The sequence below is a fragment of the Planctomonas deserti genome, from assembly GCF_003067705.1.
Taxonomy (GTDB): Bacteria; Actinomycetota; Actinomycetes; order Actinomycetales; family Microbacteriaceae; genus Planctomonas; species Planctomonas deserti.
Genome location: NZ_QANL01000001.1, coordinates 876,359 through 894,255 on the forward strand (window position 1 = coordinate 876,359; position 17,897 = coordinate 894,255).

Annotated in this window: 16 protein-coding genes and 2 tRNA genes; 10 read left to right on the plus strand and 8 right to left on the minus strand. The window is 67.1% G+C overall.

What is annotated here, in order from left to right; genetic code table 11:
- Positions 1–438 precede the first annotated feature (438 nt).
- From DAI20_RS04000 to rpmH, 8 genes are all read right to left on the minus strand, one after another.
- On the minus strand, positions 439–1,470 hold the full coding sequence (locus DAI20_RS04000; RefSeq protein WP_108249236.1) for a ParB/RepB/Spo0J family partition protein: 1,032 nt from the start codon (positions 1,468–1,470) through the stop codon (positions 439–441).
- Positions 1,470–2,396 (minus strand): ParA family protein, encoded by a 927-nt coding sequence (locus DAI20_RS04005; protein ID WP_205781335.1) that lies wholly within the window; start codon positions 2,394–2,396, stop codon positions 1,470–1,472. Before DAI20_RS04005 ends, DAI20_RS04000 begins: the two co-directional genes overlap by 1 nt.
- Before the next feature lie 127 nt (positions 2,397–2,523).
- A complete protein-coding gene (rsmG, locus tag DAI20_RS04010) occupies positions 2,524–3,186 on the minus strand; it encodes a 16S rRNA (guanine(527)-N(7))-methyltransferase RsmG (protein WP_240605857.1) in 663 nt (220 codons plus the stop codon).
- A gap of 14 nt (positions 3,187–3,200) precedes the next feature.
- Positions 3,201–3,734 carry a Jag family protein gene (locus DAI20_RS04015; protein WP_108249237.1) on the minus strand — a complete coding sequence of 178 codons (534 nt, stop codon included), beginning with the start codon at positions 3,732–3,734 and terminating at the stop codon, positions 3,201–3,203.
- Positions 3,731–4,690: a membrane protein insertase YidC gene (yidC, locus tag DAI20_RS04020; RefSeq protein ID WP_108249238.1), complete on the minus strand. Its 960-nt coding sequence runs from the start codon at positions 4,688–4,690 to the stop codon at positions 3,731–3,733. The genes DAI20_RS04015 and yidC overlap by 4 nt, the downstream gene beginning before the upstream one ends.
- A gap of 10 nt (positions 4,691–4,700) precedes the next feature.
- The gene (yidD, locus tag DAI20_RS04025; RefSeq protein ID WP_108249239.1) at positions 4,701–5,009 is read right to left on the minus strand and encodes a membrane protein insertion efficiency factor YidD; all 309 of its coding nucleotides are present in this window, start codon (positions 5,007–5,009) and stop codon (positions 4,701–4,703) included.
- A complete protein-coding gene (gene rnpA, locus DAI20_RS04030) occupies positions 5,006–5,347 on the minus strand; it encodes a ribonuclease P protein component (RefSeq protein ID WP_108249240.1) in 342 nt (113 codons plus the stop codon). Before rnpA ends, yidD begins: the two co-directional genes overlap by 4 nt.
- Before the next feature lie 8 nt (positions 5,348–5,355).
- On the minus strand, positions 5,356–5,493 hold the full coding sequence (gene rpmH, locus DAI20_RS04035; protein ID WP_010204566.1) for a 50S ribosomal protein L34: 138 nt from the start codon (positions 5,491–5,493) through the stop codon (positions 5,356–5,358).
- Positions 5,494–5,906: 413 nt separating this feature from the next.
- Here rpmH and dnaA point away from each other — a divergent pair, with 413 nt between their 5' ends.
- From dnaA to DAI20_RS04085, 10 genes are all read left to right on the plus strand, one after another.
- Positions 5,907–7,325 carry a chromosomal replication initiator protein DnaA gene (gene dnaA, locus DAI20_RS04040; protein ID WP_108249735.1) on the plus strand — a complete coding sequence of 473 codons (1,419 nt, stop codon included), beginning with the start codon at positions 5,907–5,909 and terminating at the stop codon, positions 7,323–7,325.
- A 1,055-nt stretch (positions 7,326–8,380) separates the two neighbouring features.
- A complete protein-coding gene (dnaN, locus tag DAI20_RS04045) occupies positions 8,381–9,529 on the plus strand; it encodes a DNA polymerase III subunit beta (protein WP_108249241.1) in 1,149 nt (382 codons plus the stop codon).
- Positions 9,530–9,555: 26 nt separating this feature from the next.
- Complete coding sequence (gnd, locus tag DAI20_RS04050) at positions 9,556–10,440, plus strand: phosphogluconate dehydrogenase (NAD(+)-dependent, decarboxylating) (RefSeq protein ID WP_108249242.1); 885 nt, start codon at positions 9,556–9,558, stop codon at positions 10,438–10,440.
- An 11-nt stretch (positions 10,441–10,451) separates the two neighbouring features.
- Positions 10,452–11,639, plus strand: a complete 1,188-nt coding sequence (recF, locus tag DAI20_RS04055) for a DNA replication/repair protein RecF (protein WP_108249243.1) — start codon at positions 10,452–10,454, stop codon at positions 11,637–11,639.
- On the plus strand, positions 11,632–12,219 hold the full coding sequence (locus tag DAI20_RS04060) for a DciA family protein (protein ID WP_108249244.1): 588 nt from the start codon (positions 11,632–11,634) through the stop codon (positions 12,217–12,219). Before recF ends, DAI20_RS04060 begins: the two co-directional genes overlap by 8 nt.
- Positions 12,220–12,401: 182 nt before the next feature.
- Positions 12,402–14,438, plus strand: coding sequence for a DNA topoisomerase (ATP-hydrolyzing) subunit B (gyrB, locus tag DAI20_RS04065; RefSeq protein ID WP_108249245.1), 2,037 nt, complete (start codon positions 12,402–12,404; stop codon positions 14,436–14,438).
- Positions 14,439–14,522: 84 nt separating this feature from the next.
- Positions 14,523–17,105 (plus strand): DNA gyrase subunit A, encoded by a 2,583-nt coding sequence (gene gyrA, locus DAI20_RS04070; protein WP_108249246.1) that lies wholly within the window; start codon positions 14,523–14,525, stop codon positions 17,103–17,105.
- On the plus strand, positions 17,098–17,508 hold the full coding sequence (locus tag DAI20_RS04075; RefSeq protein ID WP_108249247.1) for a DUF3566 domain-containing protein: 411 nt from the start codon (positions 17,098–17,100) through the stop codon (positions 17,506–17,508). Before gyrA ends, DAI20_RS04075 begins: the two co-directional genes overlap by 8 nt.
- Before the next feature lie 83 nt (positions 17,509–17,591).
- Positions 17,592–17,665, plus strand: a tRNA-Ile gene (locus tag DAI20_RS04080).
- Between the two features lie 78 nt (positions 17,666–17,743).
- Positions 17,744–17,816 (plus strand) — tRNA-Ala (locus DAI20_RS04085).
- Positions 17,817–17,897 lie beyond the last annotated feature (81 nt).

The following is a 17,897-nucleotide window of genomic DNA, read 5'->3' on the forward strand; positions in this document are numbered from 1 at the left end:
TTGGCTGACCCGATGGCGTCCCGGCTCTAGCAGCAGCGAAGCGGCGTCGTCCGGCTGGCTAGCGTCACCGCAAGGGCGGGCCGAAGAGCACGCGACCGTGACAACAGCTGTCCAGGTCTGCGACACAGCGTGTTCGTCGATTGAACGCAGCGTTCCGTCGAGCGCACGGGAGAGAGTTCGCGCCCCAGATGCAGGGGAAGCATATGGCCGCCTCATACACGTTCGCCTTCGACCGTTGCTACGACTCAACAGCAGCGAGGCGTCGGCAGATCGCCAGAATGAGCGCGACCAGCCGCGATGCCGAAACGTCGCATTGAAACGGAATCGCATTCTCACCTGCGAATTCCCCGCCGCAGTGAATAATGTTTCACGTGGAACGGTATGCGCGGACGCGACCAGGCCGCGCCTACTGCCCGATGACGACCACGCCGGCTGGGGCTAGCGGGTGAAGCCCTCGACGCCCATCTCAGCAGCGATACGGTTCAAGTCGCCCACCGTTGCGAACTCGATGACGATCTGGCCGCGCTTGGCGCCGAGGTTCACCTTCACGCGCGTGTCGAACCGGTCGCCCAGGCGCTCGGCGACCTCGCTCAGGTGCACCTGCTTGGGACCAGGAGCGAGACGGGGTCGGGGCAGCCGCGACATGTTAGCCGCAGCCGCCTCGGCGGCCCGTACCGACAGGTCCTCGTTGACGATCTTGTCCGCGAGACGCAGCATGCCCTCGTGGTCACCGACGGAGAGAATGGCGCGAGCGTGACCAGCGCTGAGGACGCCGGCCGCAACGCGCTGCTGCACCTGGGCCGGGAGACGGAGCAGACGCAGGGTGTTCGAGATTTGGGGGCGCGACCGGCCAATGCGGTTGGCGAGCTGCTCCTGGGTGATGTCGAAGTCTGCAAGGAGCTGCTGGTAGGCGCTCGCCTCCTCGAGCGGGTTCAGCTGCGAGCGGTGCAGGTTCTCGAGCAACGCATCCCGGAGCATCGCGTCGTCGGCGGTCTCCTTGACCACGGCGGGGATGCTGGTGAGGCCGGCGAGCTTGGTCGCGCGGAGCCGACGCTCACCCATGACGAGCTCGTAGTGCGCGCCACCGGGGAGGCCCGTCGCCGGGCGCACCACGATGGGCTGCAGCACACCGAACTCACGGATGGACACGACGAGCTCCTGCAGGTCATCCTCCCTGAAGTCGGACCGGGGTTGCTGCGCGTTCGGCACGATGTCGGCAGGATCGAGCTGAGCGAGTCTGGCACCGGGCACCGCCAGCAGTTCCGGCTCATCACTTTCACCAGTACTGGCGTTCGACTCGCGTGCTACAGGAGCCATCGTGCTGGAATTGCGCGCCGACGGTGACGACGCGGTGACGCCGTCGCGGTTCGTGGTGGGGAAGAACACGTCTACAGGACGCTCGCGCGTCTCGTCCATCGAGGGAATGAGAGCGCCGATGCCTCGGCCCAGTCCGGTTCGCTTGGTCGCCATTACTCAGGTGCTCCTCGTCGTGCCAACTCCGCCGCCGCCTCGAGATACGAGAGTGAGCCGGGGGAGTTCTTGTCATAGCTGATGACGCTCTGCCCGTAGCTCGGAGCCTCCGAGATGCGAACGGACCGCGGGATGATCGTGGAGAGCACCTCGTTGGGGAAGTGGGAGCGCACATCCTGCGCCACCTGCTGAGCGAGGTTCGTTCGCGCGTCGTACATCGTGAGGAGGATCGTCGACATCACGAGCTGCGGGTTCAGGTGCTTCTCGATGAGCTGGATGTTCTTGAGCAGCTGACTCAGACCCTCGAGCGCGTAGTACTCGCACTGGATCGGGATGAGCACCTCGCGCGCAGCGACGAATGCGTTGATCGTGAGCAGTCCAAGCGACGGCGGGCAGTCGATGAAGATGTAGTGGAACGGATCCTCGCCGCTCTCCGTCGCGAAGCGCTCGAGCGCGGTGCGCAGTCGCTGCTCGCGCGCGACGAGGGAGACCAACTCGATCTCGGCGCCGGCAAGGTGGATCGTGGCGGGGACGCAGAACAGCGTGTCGAACTCGGGGCTCTTCTGGATGACGTCCTCGATGGGGGCGTCATCGATGATCACGTCGTACACGCTGATCGTGTCCGCGCGGTGCTCGACACCGAGTGCGGTGGAGGCGTTCCCCTGCGGATCCAGGTCGATGACGAGCACCCGTGCCCCCGACTTGGCGAGCGCGGCCGCCAGATTCACCGTCGTGGTGGTCTTGCCCACGCCGCCTTTCTGGTTCGCGACCGTGAAGACGCGCGTCTCGTTCGGCAGGGGGAGCACCTGGGTCGCCAGGGCGTTGCGCCGGCGTGTGATCTCGGAGATCTCCCGAGCCAGGGGAGTGGAATCGTCGAAGCCGCCCGCGGATCCGGTGTTCACCGTCTTCTCGTCGGGCTGTGTCACGTCGGAAACCTTCTCGTTCTGGTCGCGATGAGTGTAGCGACCGGCGTCTGGACCGCTCGGTGCGGCATCTCGGGAGCTACTCACTCCTGGGATTCGGGGATGTGGGGGAGTGGTGGGGTGGAGCGAGTCAGTCCACTGTAGCCCGGATGACGCGGGTCACCTCCGGCACCACACCCTCACCGAGTACCAGCACCTCGACATCCGTGAGGTGGTACTTGCGGATCACTTTGGCGGCCGCGTCGATCTCCTTCTGCGCGTTCGCGCCCTTCAGGAAGACAAGCTCGCCGCCGTCACGAACGAGCGGAACGGTGATCGGCACGAGCTTCGACAGCGCGCTCACGGCGCGGGCGGTCACCTGGTCGAGCGAGACCTGATCCACGGCCTCCTCGGCACGGGCTCGGAGCACGGTGACGTTGTCGAGCTCGAGCTCGGCGGCCTGGTCCTGCAGCCACTTCACCCGCCGCTCCATCGGCTCGATGAGCACGAACGACACATCCGGGCGTGCGATCGCGAGCACCAGACCCGGCAGCCCGGCCCCGCTGCCGACGTCACCGACCAGCCCGGGTCGCAGGAGGGGAGCGACGAGCACGCTGTTCAGGATGTGGCGCGTCCACAGGCGGGGGAGCTCGAGCGGTCCGATGAGTCCGAACTCCTCCCCATGCCTGGCGAGGTTCGCGGTGAACCTGCGGGCCAGCTCGATCCGCTCACCGAAGAGCGCTTCGGCCGCACTCGGCTCGGCCTCGAGCGGGGCCGAGGCGACGCCGGAGGCGGGGTCGATCTGATCCGTCACAGCGTGCGTCGCGCCTAGGCCGGGGAGATGACCGTGTGGCGGTCGCGGCCCTCGCCCTCGGACTCCGAGGTGTAGCCGCGCGAGGACACGAGGTCGTGCACGAGCTTGCGCTCGTAGGACGACATGGGCGGCAGCGCCGCAGACGCGGACCCGGCCTCGATGCGGGCGATGGCACGGTCGACGAGCTGCGAGAGCTCCGCCTGCCGGGCGTCACGCGAGCCGCCGACGTCGAGGATGAGGCGGGAGAAGGCGCCGGTCTTGCTCTGCACGGCGAGGCGGGTCAGCTCCTGGAGGGCGCTGACGGTCTCCGGCTGCGACAGGACGCTGATGTTGCTGTCCGCGCCGGCCGTGACCGAGACGTATGCGCGTCCCGCACGGACCTCGATGTCGATGTCCCCGTCGAGGTCGCAGATGTCGAGCAGCTCCTCGATGTAGTCGGCGGCGACGTCGCCCTCCTCCTCGAGCTGCGAGATCGGCGTCTCGTCGCGGGTCTCCACGAGGACCTCGGTCTGGTCGACCGTCTGGATGTCGTCCGTCACGTCGCTCATCTCTTCTTTCCTCCGGTCTTCTTCGCGCGGGCCTTGCCCACCGGCTGCGCGCGCTGGCTGGGCCGCTTCTCCTCGATCACGACGGTGTTCCCGCCGGCCGCGGTCGACTCCGCCTCGGGCAGCTTCCCGCGCTTGGCGAGGCGGGCCTCGCGGGCCTTGGCGGCCTCGCTGCCCGGGGTCGGCATGTTGCGGATCACGAGGAACTGCTGACCCATGGTCCAGAAGTTCGAGGTGAGCCAGTAGAACATCACGCCGAGGGGGAAGGCCACGCCGGAGACGGCGAAGACGAGCGGGAGGATGTACAGCAGGATCTTCTGCTGGCGGAACATCGGGCTGTTCTTGGCCTCGGGCGACATGTTCTTCGCCATGATCTGCAGCTGCGTGATGAACTGCGACACCGTCATCAGGATGACCATGACCGCGGCGATCACCATCACCAGGGCGTTGCCGCCGTTGTCGATGAACGTCGCACGCAGCGGTGCGCCGAAGAGCTCCGAGTTGGCGAAGGAGTCCGCGAGCTCACGGCTGAGGAGACCGACGCCTGCCTTGTCGTGCTGCGCGTCGTTGAGCACCGAGAACAGGCCGAAGAAGATCGGCATCTGCAGCAGCAGGGGGAGACAGGAGCTCAGCGGGTTCGTCCCCGTGCGCTTGTACAGCTCCATGGTCTCGCGGGACATGGCCTCGCGCGAGAACTGGTCGCGCTTGCCGCGGTACTTGTCCTGGATCTTCTTGAGCTGCGGGGCGATCTCGAGGGTCTTCCGCTGGCTCTTGATCTGCTTGACGAACACCGGGATCAGCGCCGCGCGGACGATGAGCACCAGGCCGACGATGGACAGGACCCACGTGATGCCGGCGTCCGGCTCCATCCCGATGGACGACCAGAGCGTGTGGAAGCCGACGAGGATCAGCTCGATGACCCATTTGATGGGCCAGAGGATCGTGCCGATGATGTCCATGTGTGGTTGGTTAGCCCTTTCCGTGGCCGGCTACAACGAAACCGAAGCGAGTCAGTGCGTATCGGCGGGTCTTGCGTCGCGGCACATCGTCGATGCCGCCTGCCGCCCACGGGTGACAACGCAGGATGCGACGGACCGTGAGGAACCCGCCCACGACGACGCCGTGTTCCTGCACCGCCTGCAGTCCGTAGGACGAGCAGGAGGGGTAGTAACGACACACGTCGCCGTACAGAGGCGAGATCACCGCGCGGTACGCCCGAAGCAGCAGAACGACCAGGTTCCGGGGGAGCAGCAGGAGGAAGGTGATGACCCTGCTCATGCTGTTCCGAAGTTCTTGTCGATCGCGGCCGAAATCTCTGCGTGCAGGGTATCCCACGACGCTTGATCGGCACCTGGAAGCGCCCTGACGACGATGTCGGATCCGGCGGGGAGCCGGTCGACGTACTCGTAGGCGACAGCTTTCATCCGGCGCCGCACCAGGTTGCGGCGCACGGCAGTGCCCACCTTCTTCGAGACGATGAACCCGAACCGGGCCGGCGTCTCGGCAGGCGACCTGCGGATGTAGCACACCGTGTTGGGCCCGCCTGCGCGACGTCCGCGCCGCACGATTGCTCGATAGTCGGCGCCGGACGTCACGCGATTGGCCTTGGCCAACACGGGGGTTGTTACGCGGAGAGCTCGGTGCGCCCCTTGCGGCGGCGAGCACCGAGGATGGCGCGGCCGGCGCGCGTGCGCATACGGAGGCGGAAGCCGTGCACCTTGGCGCGGCGGCGGTTGTTCGGCTGGAACGTTCTCTTGCTCATGAGGTGATCTCCACAGGTGTCATCCACGAGCCGAAAGGTCGGTCGGGAAGAATGGGGCAGCCCGGATGGCTGCGGGGTCAACTGATTAAAACTACGGCCTTCGACCTGTCCGGTCAAACCGGCGGCTGCGCAACCTCCGATTATCCACACCGGACCCCTCCAACGCGGTATTGACATGCCGGTGGACTTAGGGTGAATTTGTTCTCGCCCGCGGCCTCATCTAGCGTGAGGGGCTGCACACCCGAACGGCGTCGCTCGTGCGCGGAGACTGCTGTGCCGGTTTCCCACATACGGTGGATAAGTATGTGAGTAACTTCCCACGTCCACTCCAGCGCGAAGCAACCGACCGGGCCGACAGCCCTGCAGTCGAGGACACGAGGGCACAGATCATGACGAGCACGACGAGGGGAACGATGCAGCAGAGCCCCGACCCGACTCGCGAGATCTGGGACTCGATCATGGGGTCGCTCACCGCGGACGACCGCATCACCCCTCAGCTGCACGGCTTCATCAGCCTCGTCGAGCCCAAGGGTGTGATGACCGGCACCATCTATCTCGAGGTGCCCAACGAGCTGACCCGCGGCATGCTCGAGCAGCGTGTGCGGGTGCCGCTGCTGAATGCCATCGGATCCGTGGACGACAGCTTCGGCGTCACCAACTTCGCGATCGTCGTCAACCCCGAGATCGGGCAGGACTCCTACGAGCGCCGCACCGAACAGGCCGAGCAGCCGTACATCGAGACGCCCAAAGTGCCGACCGTCACGGCCATGCCGCCGGCGCACAGCCGCTCGGACTCCCGGCTGAACCCCAAGTACAGCTTCGACAACTTCGTCATCGGCGGCTCCAACCGCTTCGCCCACGCCGCAGCGGTCGCCGTGGCCGAGGCGCCGGCGAAGGCGTACAACCCGCTGTTCGTCTACGGCGAGTCCGGACTGGGCAAGACCCACCTCCTGCACGCCATCGGCCACTACGCCATGAGCCTGTACCCGGGCATCCGGGTGCGCTACGTGAGCTCCGAGGAGTTCACCAACGACTTCATCAACTCGATTGCGAACAACCGGTCGTCGCTGTTCCAGTCCCGGTACCGCGACATCGACATCCTGCTGATCGACGACATCCAGTTCCTGCAGGGGAAGGACTCCACGCAGGAGGCCTTCTTCCACACGTTCAACACGTTGCACGATCACAACAAGCAGGTCGTGATCACCAGCGACCTTCCCCCGAAGCACCTGACCGGGTTCGAGGACCGCATGCGGTCGCGCTTCGAGTGGGGCCTCATCACCGACGTGCAGGCGCCGGACCTGGAGACGCGCATCGCGATCCTCCGCAAGAAGGCGCAGAGCGAGAAGCTGCAGGTGCCCGACGACATCCTCGAGTTCATGGCCACCAAGGTCACCTCGAACGTGCGCGAGCTCGAAGGCACGCTGATCCGCGTGACCGCCTTCGCGAGCCTGAATCGCACGGCCGTCGACCTCGCGCTCGTGCAGACCGTGCTCAAGGACCTGATCACGCTCGACGACGACAACGTGATCGCGCCGGTCGACATCATCAATCACACCGCCAGCTACTTCAAGCTCACGGTCGACGACCTGTACGGCACCTCGCGCTCCCAGGCGATCGCCACCGCTCGGCAGATCGCCATGTATCTGTGCCGCGAGCTCACGAACCTCTCGCTGCCCAAGATCGGCCAGCTGTTCGGCAACCGCGACCACACCACCGTGATGTACGCGAACAAGAAGATCACGGAGCTCATGAAGGAGCGCCGCTCGATCTACAACCAGGTGACCGAGCTCACCAGCCGCATCAAGCAGGACCACCGCTACAAGATCTGAGCGCGCCGCGCCTGAAGCGGGTTCTCTGCGCCTGAAGTGAGTGCTCGGCTCGGATGTCCGGCGCGGAGTCCGTGCCGGTGTCCGTTCTATCTGCGCGTCGTCGTCCGCCGCTGTCACGCGCTGCGGCGCCCGCTGCCGTCGTGTGCTCCTGCCCAGGCAGCGGCATCGTGCGCAGGTTGTACCTGGGCAGGATGCCCGTGCCTGGGCAGAGGCGCGCGCATGACGGGCGTGAGGCCGGCCTGCGTCCCTTCGACAGGCTCAGGGACCGTGGCGAGACCGTCCATCACGTCGCGTCCCTTCGACAGGCTCAGGGACCGTGACGGGACCGCCCCGCGTGGAAACGCGCTGCGGGGAACCGGTGGGCTGATCGCGGCGCCCATACGGTCGCTGAGCCTGTCGAAGCGACGCGTGGATCGGCGCTCCGCCGCAGGGGGATGGCGCCGTCCGTGGCCGTTCTCGGCCCCAAAGAGCGTCCGAGCGGCGCAATCTGCGGCGCTCAAGCAGCTCGAATCGGCGCGGACTTTCACGCTCGTCGCGACACGGGACAGAGCACGCGCGCGGCCGAAACACCCCCTCGGAAGGGGTCGATCACCCGGCAGAACGGCCTCTCAGGGGGCGCCAGAGACCCTCTGAGCGGTCGGATCGGGAGTTTTCACACATTGTGCAGAACCTGTGGATAACTGTGGAGAACCGCCGAGAGCGCTGTTCACTTCGGTGGCCGGGATGTGAACAACAAGAATTCCTGTCATCCCTCGGTGGGACTCTCCTCCCCGCTCCGCCAACAGGCTGCTCACAACTTCCACGCGTGTAGTTCCCTACTGCCGACTGGGCTGCGCGAAGTTGTCCACAGATTCCACAGCCGTTAACACAATTGTTCTTTAACCCTCTCTTCCATCCGCCCGATAACTTTTCCGCCTCCGTCGCGGTCCGCCCGGTGGGCGGCGGGACGCCTTCCCGCTGGGGTGTACCGTTGCTCTCTGCGGTCTTCAGGAGCAGGAAAATGCCTGCGGCTAGAGTTGATCGACCGTCTTCGTTTTTCCAGACAGGGGTGTGCAGTGAGGTTTCAGGCGAACCGTGACGTGTTCAGCGAGGCCGTCTCCTTTGCCGTGAAGCTCCTCCCGCAGCGCACCACCCTCCCGATCCTGAGCGGTGTGCTCATCGAGGCCGACGAGGACGGGCTCACCCTGTCGTCGTTCGACTACGAGGTCTCCGCTCGCACCCGGATCGATGCCGAGGTCGAGGAGACCGGACGGGTGCTGGTCTCCGGCCGGCTGCTCGCCGACATCGCCAACCGCCTCCCCGGCGCCCCTGTGCAGTTCTCGACGGACGAGTCCCGCATCAGCGTGACCTGCGGCGCCGCGCACTTCACCCTGCTCAGCATGCCGGTGGAGGAATATCCCAGCCTTCCCGAGATCGCCCCGCAGACGGGCCTTCTGCCGGCCGACTCCTTCGCCACCGCCGTGTCGCAGGTGGCCGTCGCCGCCTCGCGCGACGACGTCACTCCGGTCATCACGGGTGTGCAGCTCGAGGTCGGCGACAACACTCTCGGTCTCATCGCGACCGACCGCTACCGCGTCGCCGTGCGGGAGATCGACTGGGACCGCGGCGACAACGCGCAGTCCGAGACTCTCACGGCGCTGGTGCCGGCGCGCACCCTGCAGGAGGTCGGTAAGACCTTCGGCCACAGCGGCACCATCTCGGTCGCGATCACCCACACCGACGAGCGTGAGCTGATCGCGTTCAGCGCCGACCGCAAGACGGTGACCTCCCTCCTCATCAAGGGCAACTTCCCGCCGGTCAAGCGGCTCTTCCCCGAGACCGTCGAGAACTACGCCGTCATCAACACGGCCGAGCTCATCGAGGCGACGCGCCGCGTCGCGCTCGTCCTGGAGCGCGAGGCCGCGCTCCGCTTCACCTTCACGATCGACGGGCTCACGCTCGAGGCGATCGGGTCGGAACAGGCCCAGGCATCGGAGAGCATCGACGCCCTCCTCACGGGTGGCGACACTGTCGTGTCACTCAAGCCGCAGTTCCTGCTGGACGGCCTCGGTGCCGTGCACAGCGAGTTCGTCCGTCTCTCGTTCACGAAGACGGACAACCCGAACAAGCCCGGGCCGGTGCTGATCACGAGCCAGTCCTCGAAGGATCAGGCCGGGGCGGACAACTACAGGTACCTGCTGCAGCCCAACCTGCTGCTCAGGTAATCCCGCCCCTACGAGGAGGAACACACATGCACATCGGTCTCGTCGGCCTTGGCAAAATGGGCAACAACATGCGCGCCCGGCTCGAGGCGAACGGCATCCAGGTCACCGGGTACGACACGCGTCCTGACGTGTCCGACGTCCCCGAGCTCAAGGATCTCGTCGCCGCGCTGCCCACGCCGCGCATCGTCTGGGTCATGGTGCCGTCCGGCAAGATCACGCACGACGTGATCGCCCACCTCAGCGGACTGCTGGAGGAGGGCGACCTCCTCATCGACGGTGGCAACTCCAAGTTCACCGACGACTTCGCGCACGCCGAACTGCTCAGTCACGTCGGCATCAACTACGTCGACGTGGGAGTATCCGGCGGCGTGTGGGGCGCGCAGAACGGCTACGGCCTCATGGCCGGCGGCGACGTCGAGCAGGTCGAGCGCCTCATGCCCGTCTTCGACGCCCTGCGCCCCGAGGGCCCCCGCGAGGAGAGCTTCGTCCACGCGGGCGGCACCGGCGCGGGTCACTACGCGAAGATGGTGCACAACGGCATCGAGTACGCCATGATGCAGGCCTTCGCCGAGGGCTTCGAGCTCCTCGAGGCGCGCAGCGACGTGATCAAGGACGTTCCCGGCACGTTCAAGGCCTGGCAGCAGGGCACCGTCGTGCGCTCCTGGCTGCTCGAGCTCCTGGTGCGCGCTCTGGACGAGGACCCGAAGCTGGAGCACGTGGCCGGCTACGTCGAGGATTCCGGCGAGGGACGCTGGACGATCGAGGAGGCCATCAACAACGCCGTCCCGGTCCCCACCATCAGCGCCTCGATCTTCGCGCGGTTCGTCTCGCGCCAGGACGACTCGCCCGCCATGAAGGCGGTCGCCGCCCTGCGCAACCAGTTCGGCGGGCACGCGGTCAAGAGGCGGTAGCGCGTGGCGCGATGCTAGTGCGGCAGCTCGCCCTGCGCGACTTCCGCAACTACCGGGAAGCCGACGTCTCGCTCGAGCCCGGTCCGAACCTGTTCGTCGGCAGCAACGGCCAGGGGAAGACCAACCTCGTCGAGGCGCTCGGCTATCTCAGCACCCTGGGCTCGCACCGGGTCTCCACCGACCAGGCCCTGATCCGTCAGGATCAGCCGTCGGCGGTGATCCGGGCGAGGCTGCAGCACGAGGGGCGCGAGAAGCTCGTCGAGGTGGAGCTGAACCGGGTCGGCGCGAACCGCGCGCAGGTCAACCGCTCCGTGGTGAAGACCCGCGAGCTTCCGCGCTACTTCTCGAGCGTGCTGTTCGCGCCGGAGGACCTCGCGCTCGTTCGCGGGGACCCGTCCGGGCGTCGCAGGTTCCTCGACCAGCTGCTCGTGCTGCGCGCGCCCCGGCTCTCCGGCGTGCTCGCCGACTACGAGCGGGTGCTCAAGCAGCGGAACTCGCTGCTCAAGTCCGCCCGGGCGACCGGCGCGAAGGCAGCATCCCTCACCACCCTCGACATCTGGGACGAGCGGCTGGTCGCGCTCGGGTCGGAGATCATCGCCGCGCGGAGCAGGCTCCTCGCCGAGCTCGCCCCGCACGTGCGCAGCGGCTACGCCGCGGTGGCCGGAGCGGATCACGGGCCGACGCTCGTGGCGTCGCTCAGCGTGCTCGGCGCGGACCCGGACGAGGACGAGCAGCAAGGTATGGCGCCCGCGGACACGATGACGCCCGAGGATCTGACGAACCCCGCCGCGATCGCGACCCGGTACTCGGCGGCCCTGCAGCGGTTGCGCCGGCGGGAGCTCGATCGCGGCATAACGCTGGCTGGACCGCACCGCGACGACGTCGTGTTCGCCCTGAACGGTCTGCCGGCCAAGGGCTACGCCAGTCACGGCGAGTCGTGGTCGTTCGCGCTCGCGCTGAAGCTGGCGTCGGCCGAGATCCTGCGCCGGGAGTCGGCGAGCGGCGATCCCGTGCTCATCCTCGACGACGTGTTCGCCGAGCTCGACGAGTCCCGCCGCATCCGTCTCGCCGACGCCATCGCCGACTACGAGCAGGTGCTCATCACGGCGGCGGTCTACGGGGACGTCCCCGAGGGTCTTCGCGCCCACACCGTCCGCATCGCCGCGGGCAGCATCGTCGACGAGGCCGCCGATGGATGAGTCGCGCGGCCCCGGGACGCCCGCGCAGCACGGCACCACGTACCCGGTCGGCGGCCCTTCGGATGCCGACGCGGCCGGCGACGAGTTCGACGACGGGGCGGAGAACGAGTCGGTCGCGGTGTATCAGCGGTTCCGCCGGGTCTTCGGCAGCGCCGCCGTGCGCGGAGCGAACGCGCGCAAGCGCAGGCAGAAGAAGGCGGGCGACAGCGTCCCGTTCGCGCCCGGCCGCGACCCGGATCGCCTCGGCGACATCGTGCAGGGCCTCACCGCGCGTCTCGGCTGGGACTCCTCCCTCGCGCAGTCCGACCTGATGCTCGCCTGGACAGAGATCGCGGGCGAGGAGACGGCCGCGCACTCCCACCCGACCGGCATCGACAACGGCACGCTTACCGTCGAATGCGAGTCCACGGCCTGGGCGACGCAGCTGCGTCTGATGCGGGTGCAGATCACCACGCGCATCGCCGAGAAGTACCCCGACGCCGGGGTGCAGTCGATTCGTTTCCAGGGGCCTGACGCCCCGTCCTGGAAACGCGGTCCCAAATCAATTCCAGGGCGCGGTCCTCGCGATACTTACGGCTGACGACCCATAAACGTTCACCCGCAGCGAGAAAACGCCCCAGAAGGCCGTTTTCGGCGGGGCGCCGCGCCCGGGCTTGGTAGAATGAGAAGTCGTCTGTTCGGCCGAATGCCTCGCCTCGATCACTTCGTGATCCCAGGTCCGTGCGGCCTGCGCGACCCCAACCGGTAGGAGCCGATTCTTCTATGACAGACCTGAACCAGACCGACCTGAATCCCGCAGAGAGCGTCGAAGACAGCGGCACCGTCGCCGCAGACCCGAAGAACTCGCGTTCGAGAGTAGACCACGAGTACGGCGCCGGTGACATCCAGGTCCTGGAGGGTCTCGAGGCGGTCCGCAAGCGGCCGGGCATGTACATCGGCTCGACCGGCCCCCGCGGACTCCACCACCTGGTGTACGAGATCGTCGACAACTCGGTCGACGAGGCGCTTGCCGGGCACGCGGACAACATCGAGATCACCATGCGTGCCGACGGCGGCATTCGGGTGTCCGACAACGGCCGCGGCATCCCCGTAGACATCCACCCTGTGGAGAAGCGGTCGACCGTCGAGGTCGTGCTCACCGTGCTTCACGCCGGCGGCAAGTTCGGCGGCGGCGGATATGCGGTGTCCGGCGGCCTGCACGGCGTCGGCAGCTCGGTCGTGAACGCGCTCTCCAAGGAGCTCGACGTCGAGGTGCGCCGGCAGGGCAGCGTCTGGCGGCAGAGCTTCCGCAACGGTGTGCCCGTGGCGCCGCTCGAGCAGGGCGAGGCGGCCTCCGACACCGGCACCACCATCACCTTCTGGCCGAACGACGAGATCTTCGAGACCGTCGAGTTCGACTACGAGACCCTCCGTGCGCGCTTCCAGCAGATGGCGTTCCTCAACAAGGGGCTCCGGCTCACGCTGACCGACGAGCGCCGGCTGAACGACACCGAGGTGCAGGTCGAGTCCTTCCTCTATGAGAAGGGACTCGTCGACTACGTCGAGCACCTCAACCGCCAGAAGAAGGCGGAGTTCGTGCACCCGGACATCATCGCCTTCGAGTCCGAGGACGACGACCGCAAGATCTCGCTCGAGGTCGCCATGCAGTGGACGACGGCCTACACCGAGAGCGTGCACACCTACGCGAACACCATCAACACTCACGAGGGCGGCACCCACGAGGAGGGCTTCCGCGCGGCGCTCACGACACTCGTCAACCGCTACGCGCGCGAGAAGAGCATCCTCAAGGAGAAGGACGAGAACCTCACCGGCGAGGACGTGCGCGAGGGGCTGACCGCGGTCATCTCCGTCAAGCTCTCCGAGCCGCAGTTCGAGGGCCAGACGAAGACCAAGCTGGGCAACACGGAGGCGAAGGCCTACGTGCAGCGCGTCGCCGGCAGCCAGCTCGCCGACTGGTTCGACCGCAACCCCTCCCAGGCCCGCGACGTCGTGCGCAAGGCCATCCAGGCGTCGCTCGCCCGGCTCGCCGCCCGCAAGGCGCGCGCGGACACCCGACGCAAGGGGCTTCTCGAGTCCGGTGGCATGCCCGGCAAGCTGAAGGACTGCCAGAGCAAGGACCCGCAGCTGTCCGAGATCTTCCTCGTGGAGGGCGACTCGGCCGGCGGTTCCGCCGTGCAGGGCCGCAACCCGGAGACCCAGGCGATCCTCCCGCTCCGCGGCAAGATCCTGAACGTCGAGAAGGCCCGCCTCGACCGCGCCCTCAACAACAACGAGGTGCAGTCCATGATCACGGCGTTCGGCGCCGGGATCGGCGAGGACTTCAACCCGGAGAAGGCCAGGTACCACAAGATCGTGCTCATGGCCGATGCGGACGTCGACGGCCAGCACATCACGACCCTGCTGCTCACCCTGCTGTTCCGCTACATGCGCCCGCTGGTCGACCTCGGCTACGTCTACCTCGCCCAGCCGCCCCTGTACCGGCTCAAGTGGTCGAACGCCGAGCACCAGTACGTGTACTCCGACCGGGAGCGCGACGCGATGCTCGAGCTCGGCATCGCCTCGGGCAAGCGCATCCCGAAGGACAACGGGATCCAGCGCTACAAGGGTCTCGGCGAGATGGACTACAAGGAGCTGTGGGAGACCACGATGAACCCGGCCACCCGCACGCTCCTGCAGGTGACCCTGGACGACGCGGCCGCGGCGGACGAGATCTTCTCGACGCTCATGGGCGAGGACGTGGAGTCCCGCCGGTCGTTCATCCAGCGCAACGCGAAGGACGTGCGCTTCCTCGACATCTAACGGCCCGCCGTGCCGGCGTTCCATGCCGCACGCCCGCCGCCCGTCCTTGAAGCCCGCCAGACGAAGTAGAAGAACGAGAGAAGCATGGCCGACGAAACGAACGAGACGCCCGAAGCCCCCGAGGAGACCGTCGAGGAGACGGTGACGGGGGTCGCCATCCAGCACGACCGCGTGGAGCAGGTGGACCTTCAGCTCGAGATGCAGCGGTCCTACCTCGACTACGCGATGAGCGTGATCGTGGGCCGGGCCCTGCCGGAGGTGCGGGACGGCCTGAAGCCCGTTCACCGCCGCGTGATCTACGCCATGTACGACGGCGGATACCGCCCCGACCGCTCGTTCTCCAAGTCCGCGCGCGTCGTGGGCGAGGTCATGGGCCAGTTCCACCCGCACGGCGACGCGTCGATCTACGACACCCTCGTGCGACTGGTGCAGCCGTGGGCCATGCGCTACCCGCTGGCGCTCGGTCAGGGCAACTTCGGCTCGCCGGGCAACGACGGCGCCGCCGCCCCGCGGTACACCGAGACCAAGATGGCCCCGCTCGCCCTGGAGATGGTGCGGGACATCACCGAGGAGACCGTCGACTTCCAGGACAACTACGACGGCCGCACCCTCGAGCCCGTCGTGCTGCCGAGCCGGTTCCCGAACCTGCTGGTCAACGGATCCGTCGGCATCGCGGTCGGTATGGCGACCAACATCCCGCCGCACAACCTGCGCGAGGTCGCCTCCGCCGCCCTGTGGGTGCTCGAGCACCCGGACGCCGACGAGGAGGAGACCATGGCCGCCCTGGTGCAGCGCATCAAGGGCCCCGACTTCCCCACCGGAGCGCAGATCCTCGGCGTCAAGGGCATCCAGGACGCCTACCGCACCGGTCGCGGCTCCATCACGATGCGCGCGGTCGTGAACGTCGAGGAAATCCAGGGCCGCACCTGCCTCGTCGTCACCGAGCTGCCGTACCAGGTGAACCCGGACAACCTCGCGATCAAGATCGCCGAGCTCGTCAAGGAGGGCAAGCTCGGCGGCGTCGCCGACATCCGCGACGAAACGTCCGGCCGCACCGGCCAGCGCCTCGTGATCGTGCTCAAGCGCGACGCCGTGGCCAAGGTCGTGCTCAACAACCTGTACAAGCAGACGCAGCTGCAGGAGAACTTCGGCGCCAACATGCTCGCGATCGTGGACGGCGTTCCGCGCACGCTCGCGCTCGACGGCTTCATCCGCGCGTGGGTCGACCACCAGGTCGAGGTCATCGTGCGGCGCACCCAGTTCCGTTTGCGCGAGGCCGAGGCCCGCGCCCACATCCTGCGCGGCTACCTTAAGGCGCTCGACGCGCTCGACGAGGTCATCGCCCTCATCCGCGCGTCCGCGACCGTCGAGGTGGCCCGATCCGGCCTCATGAGGCTGCTCGACATCGACGAGCTGCAGGCGAACGCCATCCTCGAGATGCAGCTGCGCCGCCTCGCCGCCCTCGAGCGCCAGCGGATCCAGGAGCAGGCGAACGAGCTCGAGACGCGCATCGCGGAGTACAAGCACATCCTTGCCACGCCGAGCGTGCAGCGCGAGATCATCGGCACCGAGCTCGGCGAGATCGTCGACAAGTTCGGCGACGACCGGCGCACGGAGATCATGTTCGGCTTCGACGGCGACATGAGCATGGAGGACCTCATCCCCGAGGAGGAGATGGTCGTCACGCTCACGCGCGGCGGGTACGTCAAGCGCACGCGCAGCGACAACTACCGCAGCCAGCGCCGGGGCGGCAAGGGCGTCCGCGGGGCGCAGCTGCGCGCCGACGACGTCGTGGAGCACTTCTTCGTGACCACGACCCACCACTGGCTGCTGTTCCTCACCAACAAGGGACGCGTCTACCGGGCCAAGGCGTACGAGCTGCAGGAGGCCGGCCGCGACGCGAAGGGCCAGCACGTCGCCAACCTGCTCGCCATGCAGCCGGATGAGGTCATCTCGCAGGTGCTCGACATCCGCGACTACACGGCCGCGCAGTTCCTCGTGCTCGCCACCCGTGACGGCCTCATCAAGAAGACCGCGCTCACCGAGTACGACACGAACCGCTCGGGCGGCATCATCGCCATCAACCTCCGCGAGGGCGACGAGCTGGTCTCGGCGCTGCTCGTCGACGAGACCGACGACCTCCTCCTCGTGTCGCGCAAGGGCATGTCGGTGCGCTTCACCGCGTCGAACGACGCGCTGCGCCCGATGGGCCGCTCGACGTCCGGTGTGAAGGGCATGGCGTTCCGCGGTGACGACACGCTGCTCTCCGCATCCGTCGTCGGCGAGGACGGCTTCGTCTTCGTCGTGACCGAGGGCGGTTACGCCAAGCGCACCTCGGCCGACCAGTACCGGGTGCAGAACCGCGGCGGCATGGGCATCAAGGTGGCCAAGCTCGCCGAGGCCCGGGGCGACCTCGCCGGCGCGCTCATCGTGTCGGAGGACGACGAGGTGCTCGTCGTTCTCGCCAGCGGCAAGGTGGTACGCTCTGCCGTGGCCGAGGTCCCGGCGAAGGGCCGCGACACCATGGGTGTGGTCTTCGCACGCTTCGCCGACAGCGATCGCATCATCGCTCTGGCCAGGAACGCGGAGCGGAATGTGGAAGAGGAACTGGTCGACTCCGTCACTCCGGTGGATGGGACCGGGAAGGACGAGTCAGTAGATGAGTAGTGTCGCCGAGAAGCTCGCGAAGAAATCTTCGCGCGCGGCATCCACGAAACAGGTGCGGCTCAAGCTCGTGTACATCGACTTCTGGTCGGCGCTGAAGCTGTCGTTCCTCATCTCGGTGGTCCTCGGCATCGTCCTCGTGGTGGTGGTGTTCCTGGTCTGGAGCGTCATCGCCTCGACCGGCATCTTCGACTCGGTGAGCCAGCTCTTCCAGGACGTCGCCGGTGAGGGGTCCGACTTCCGGCTCGACTCCATCGTGGGACTGCCGCAGGTGATGGGCTTCTCGATCATCGTCGCGCTGCTCAACGTCGTGGTGCTGACGGCGCTCGGCGCCATCGCCGCGCTGCTCTACAACCTGAGCGTGCGGATCACCGGCGGTCTCCTGGTCGGCTTCACCAACAACTGATCGGTAGTTTTGATCGGCGGCCTCCCCGGGCGGTGCCGATTCGGAATTCCGGCGGGCATACGGTAACGTAAACATGCCCAATCGGGGCTATAGCTCAGGCGGTTAGAGCGCTTCGCTGATAACGAAGAGGTCCCAGGTTCAAGTCCTGGTAGCCCCACAAGGGGTCCGATTCCATCGGTCCCACGTGGTTGCAGTTCTCCACGCACCACACGCCCGCCGGGGCTAGCCGGCGATCGGGGCCTTAGCTCAGTTGGTAGAGCGCCTGCTTTGCAAGCAGGATGTCAGGAGTTCGATTCTCCTAGGCTCCACCCCTTCTCTCCCTCGGGCGGCGGCTTTCCCGGCCCGACTTCTGCCGATCGGACCGCCGTAGCCGCAGGCCGTCGTCGTCG

What these genes read in the sequence shown, in the direction of transcription:
- recF (WP_108249243.1), top strand. Translation starts at nt 10,452, where the DNA reads ATGCTAGTGCGGCAGCTCGCCCTGCGCGACTTCCGCAACTACCGGGAA.
- DAI20_RS04060 (WP_108249244.1), top strand. Translation starts at nt 11,632, where the DNA reads ATGGATGAGTCGCGCGGCCCCGGGACGCCCGCGCAGCACGGCACCACG.
- gnd (WP_108249242.1), top strand. Translation starts at nt 9,556, where the DNA reads ATGCACATCGGTCTCGTCGGCCTTGGCAAAATGGGCAACAACATGCGC.
- gyrA (WP_108249246.1), top strand. Translation starts at nt 14,523, where the DNA reads ATGGCCGACGAAACGAACGAGACGCCCGAAGCCCCCGAGGAGACCGTC.
- yidC (WP_108249238.1), bottom strand. Translation starts at nt 4,690, where the DNA reads ATGGACATCATCGGCACGATCCTCTGGCCCATCAAATGGGTCATCGAG.
- dnaA (WP_108249735.1), top strand. Translation starts at nt 5,907, where the DNA reads ATGCAGCAGAGCCCCGACCCGACTCGCGAGATCTGGGACTCGATCATG.
- gyrB (WP_108249245.1), top strand. Translation starts at nt 12,402, where the DNA reads ATGACAGACCTGAACCAGACCGACCTGAATCCCGCAGAGAGCGTCGAA.
- DAI20_RS04000 (WP_108249236.1), bottom strand. Translation starts at nt 1,470, where the DNA reads ATGGCGACCAAGCGAACCGGACTGGGCCGAGGCATCGGCGCTCTCATT.
- DAI20_RS04015 (WP_108249237.1), bottom strand. Translation starts at nt 3,734, where the DNA reads ATGAGCGACGTGACGGACGACATCCAGACGGTCGACCAGACCGAGGTC.
- yidD (WP_108249239.1), bottom strand. Translation starts at nt 5,009, where the DNA reads ATGAGCAGGGTCATCACCTTCCTCCTGCTGCTCCCCCGGAACCTGGTC.
- rpmH (WP_010204566.1), bottom strand. Translation starts at nt 5,493, where the DNA reads ATGAGCAAGAGAACGTTCCAGCCGAACAACCGCCGCCGCGCCAAGGTG.
- DAI20_RS04075 (WP_108249247.1), top strand. Translation starts at nt 17,098, where the DNA reads ATGAGTAGTGTCGCCGAGAAGCTCGCGAAGAAATCTTCGCGCGCGGCA.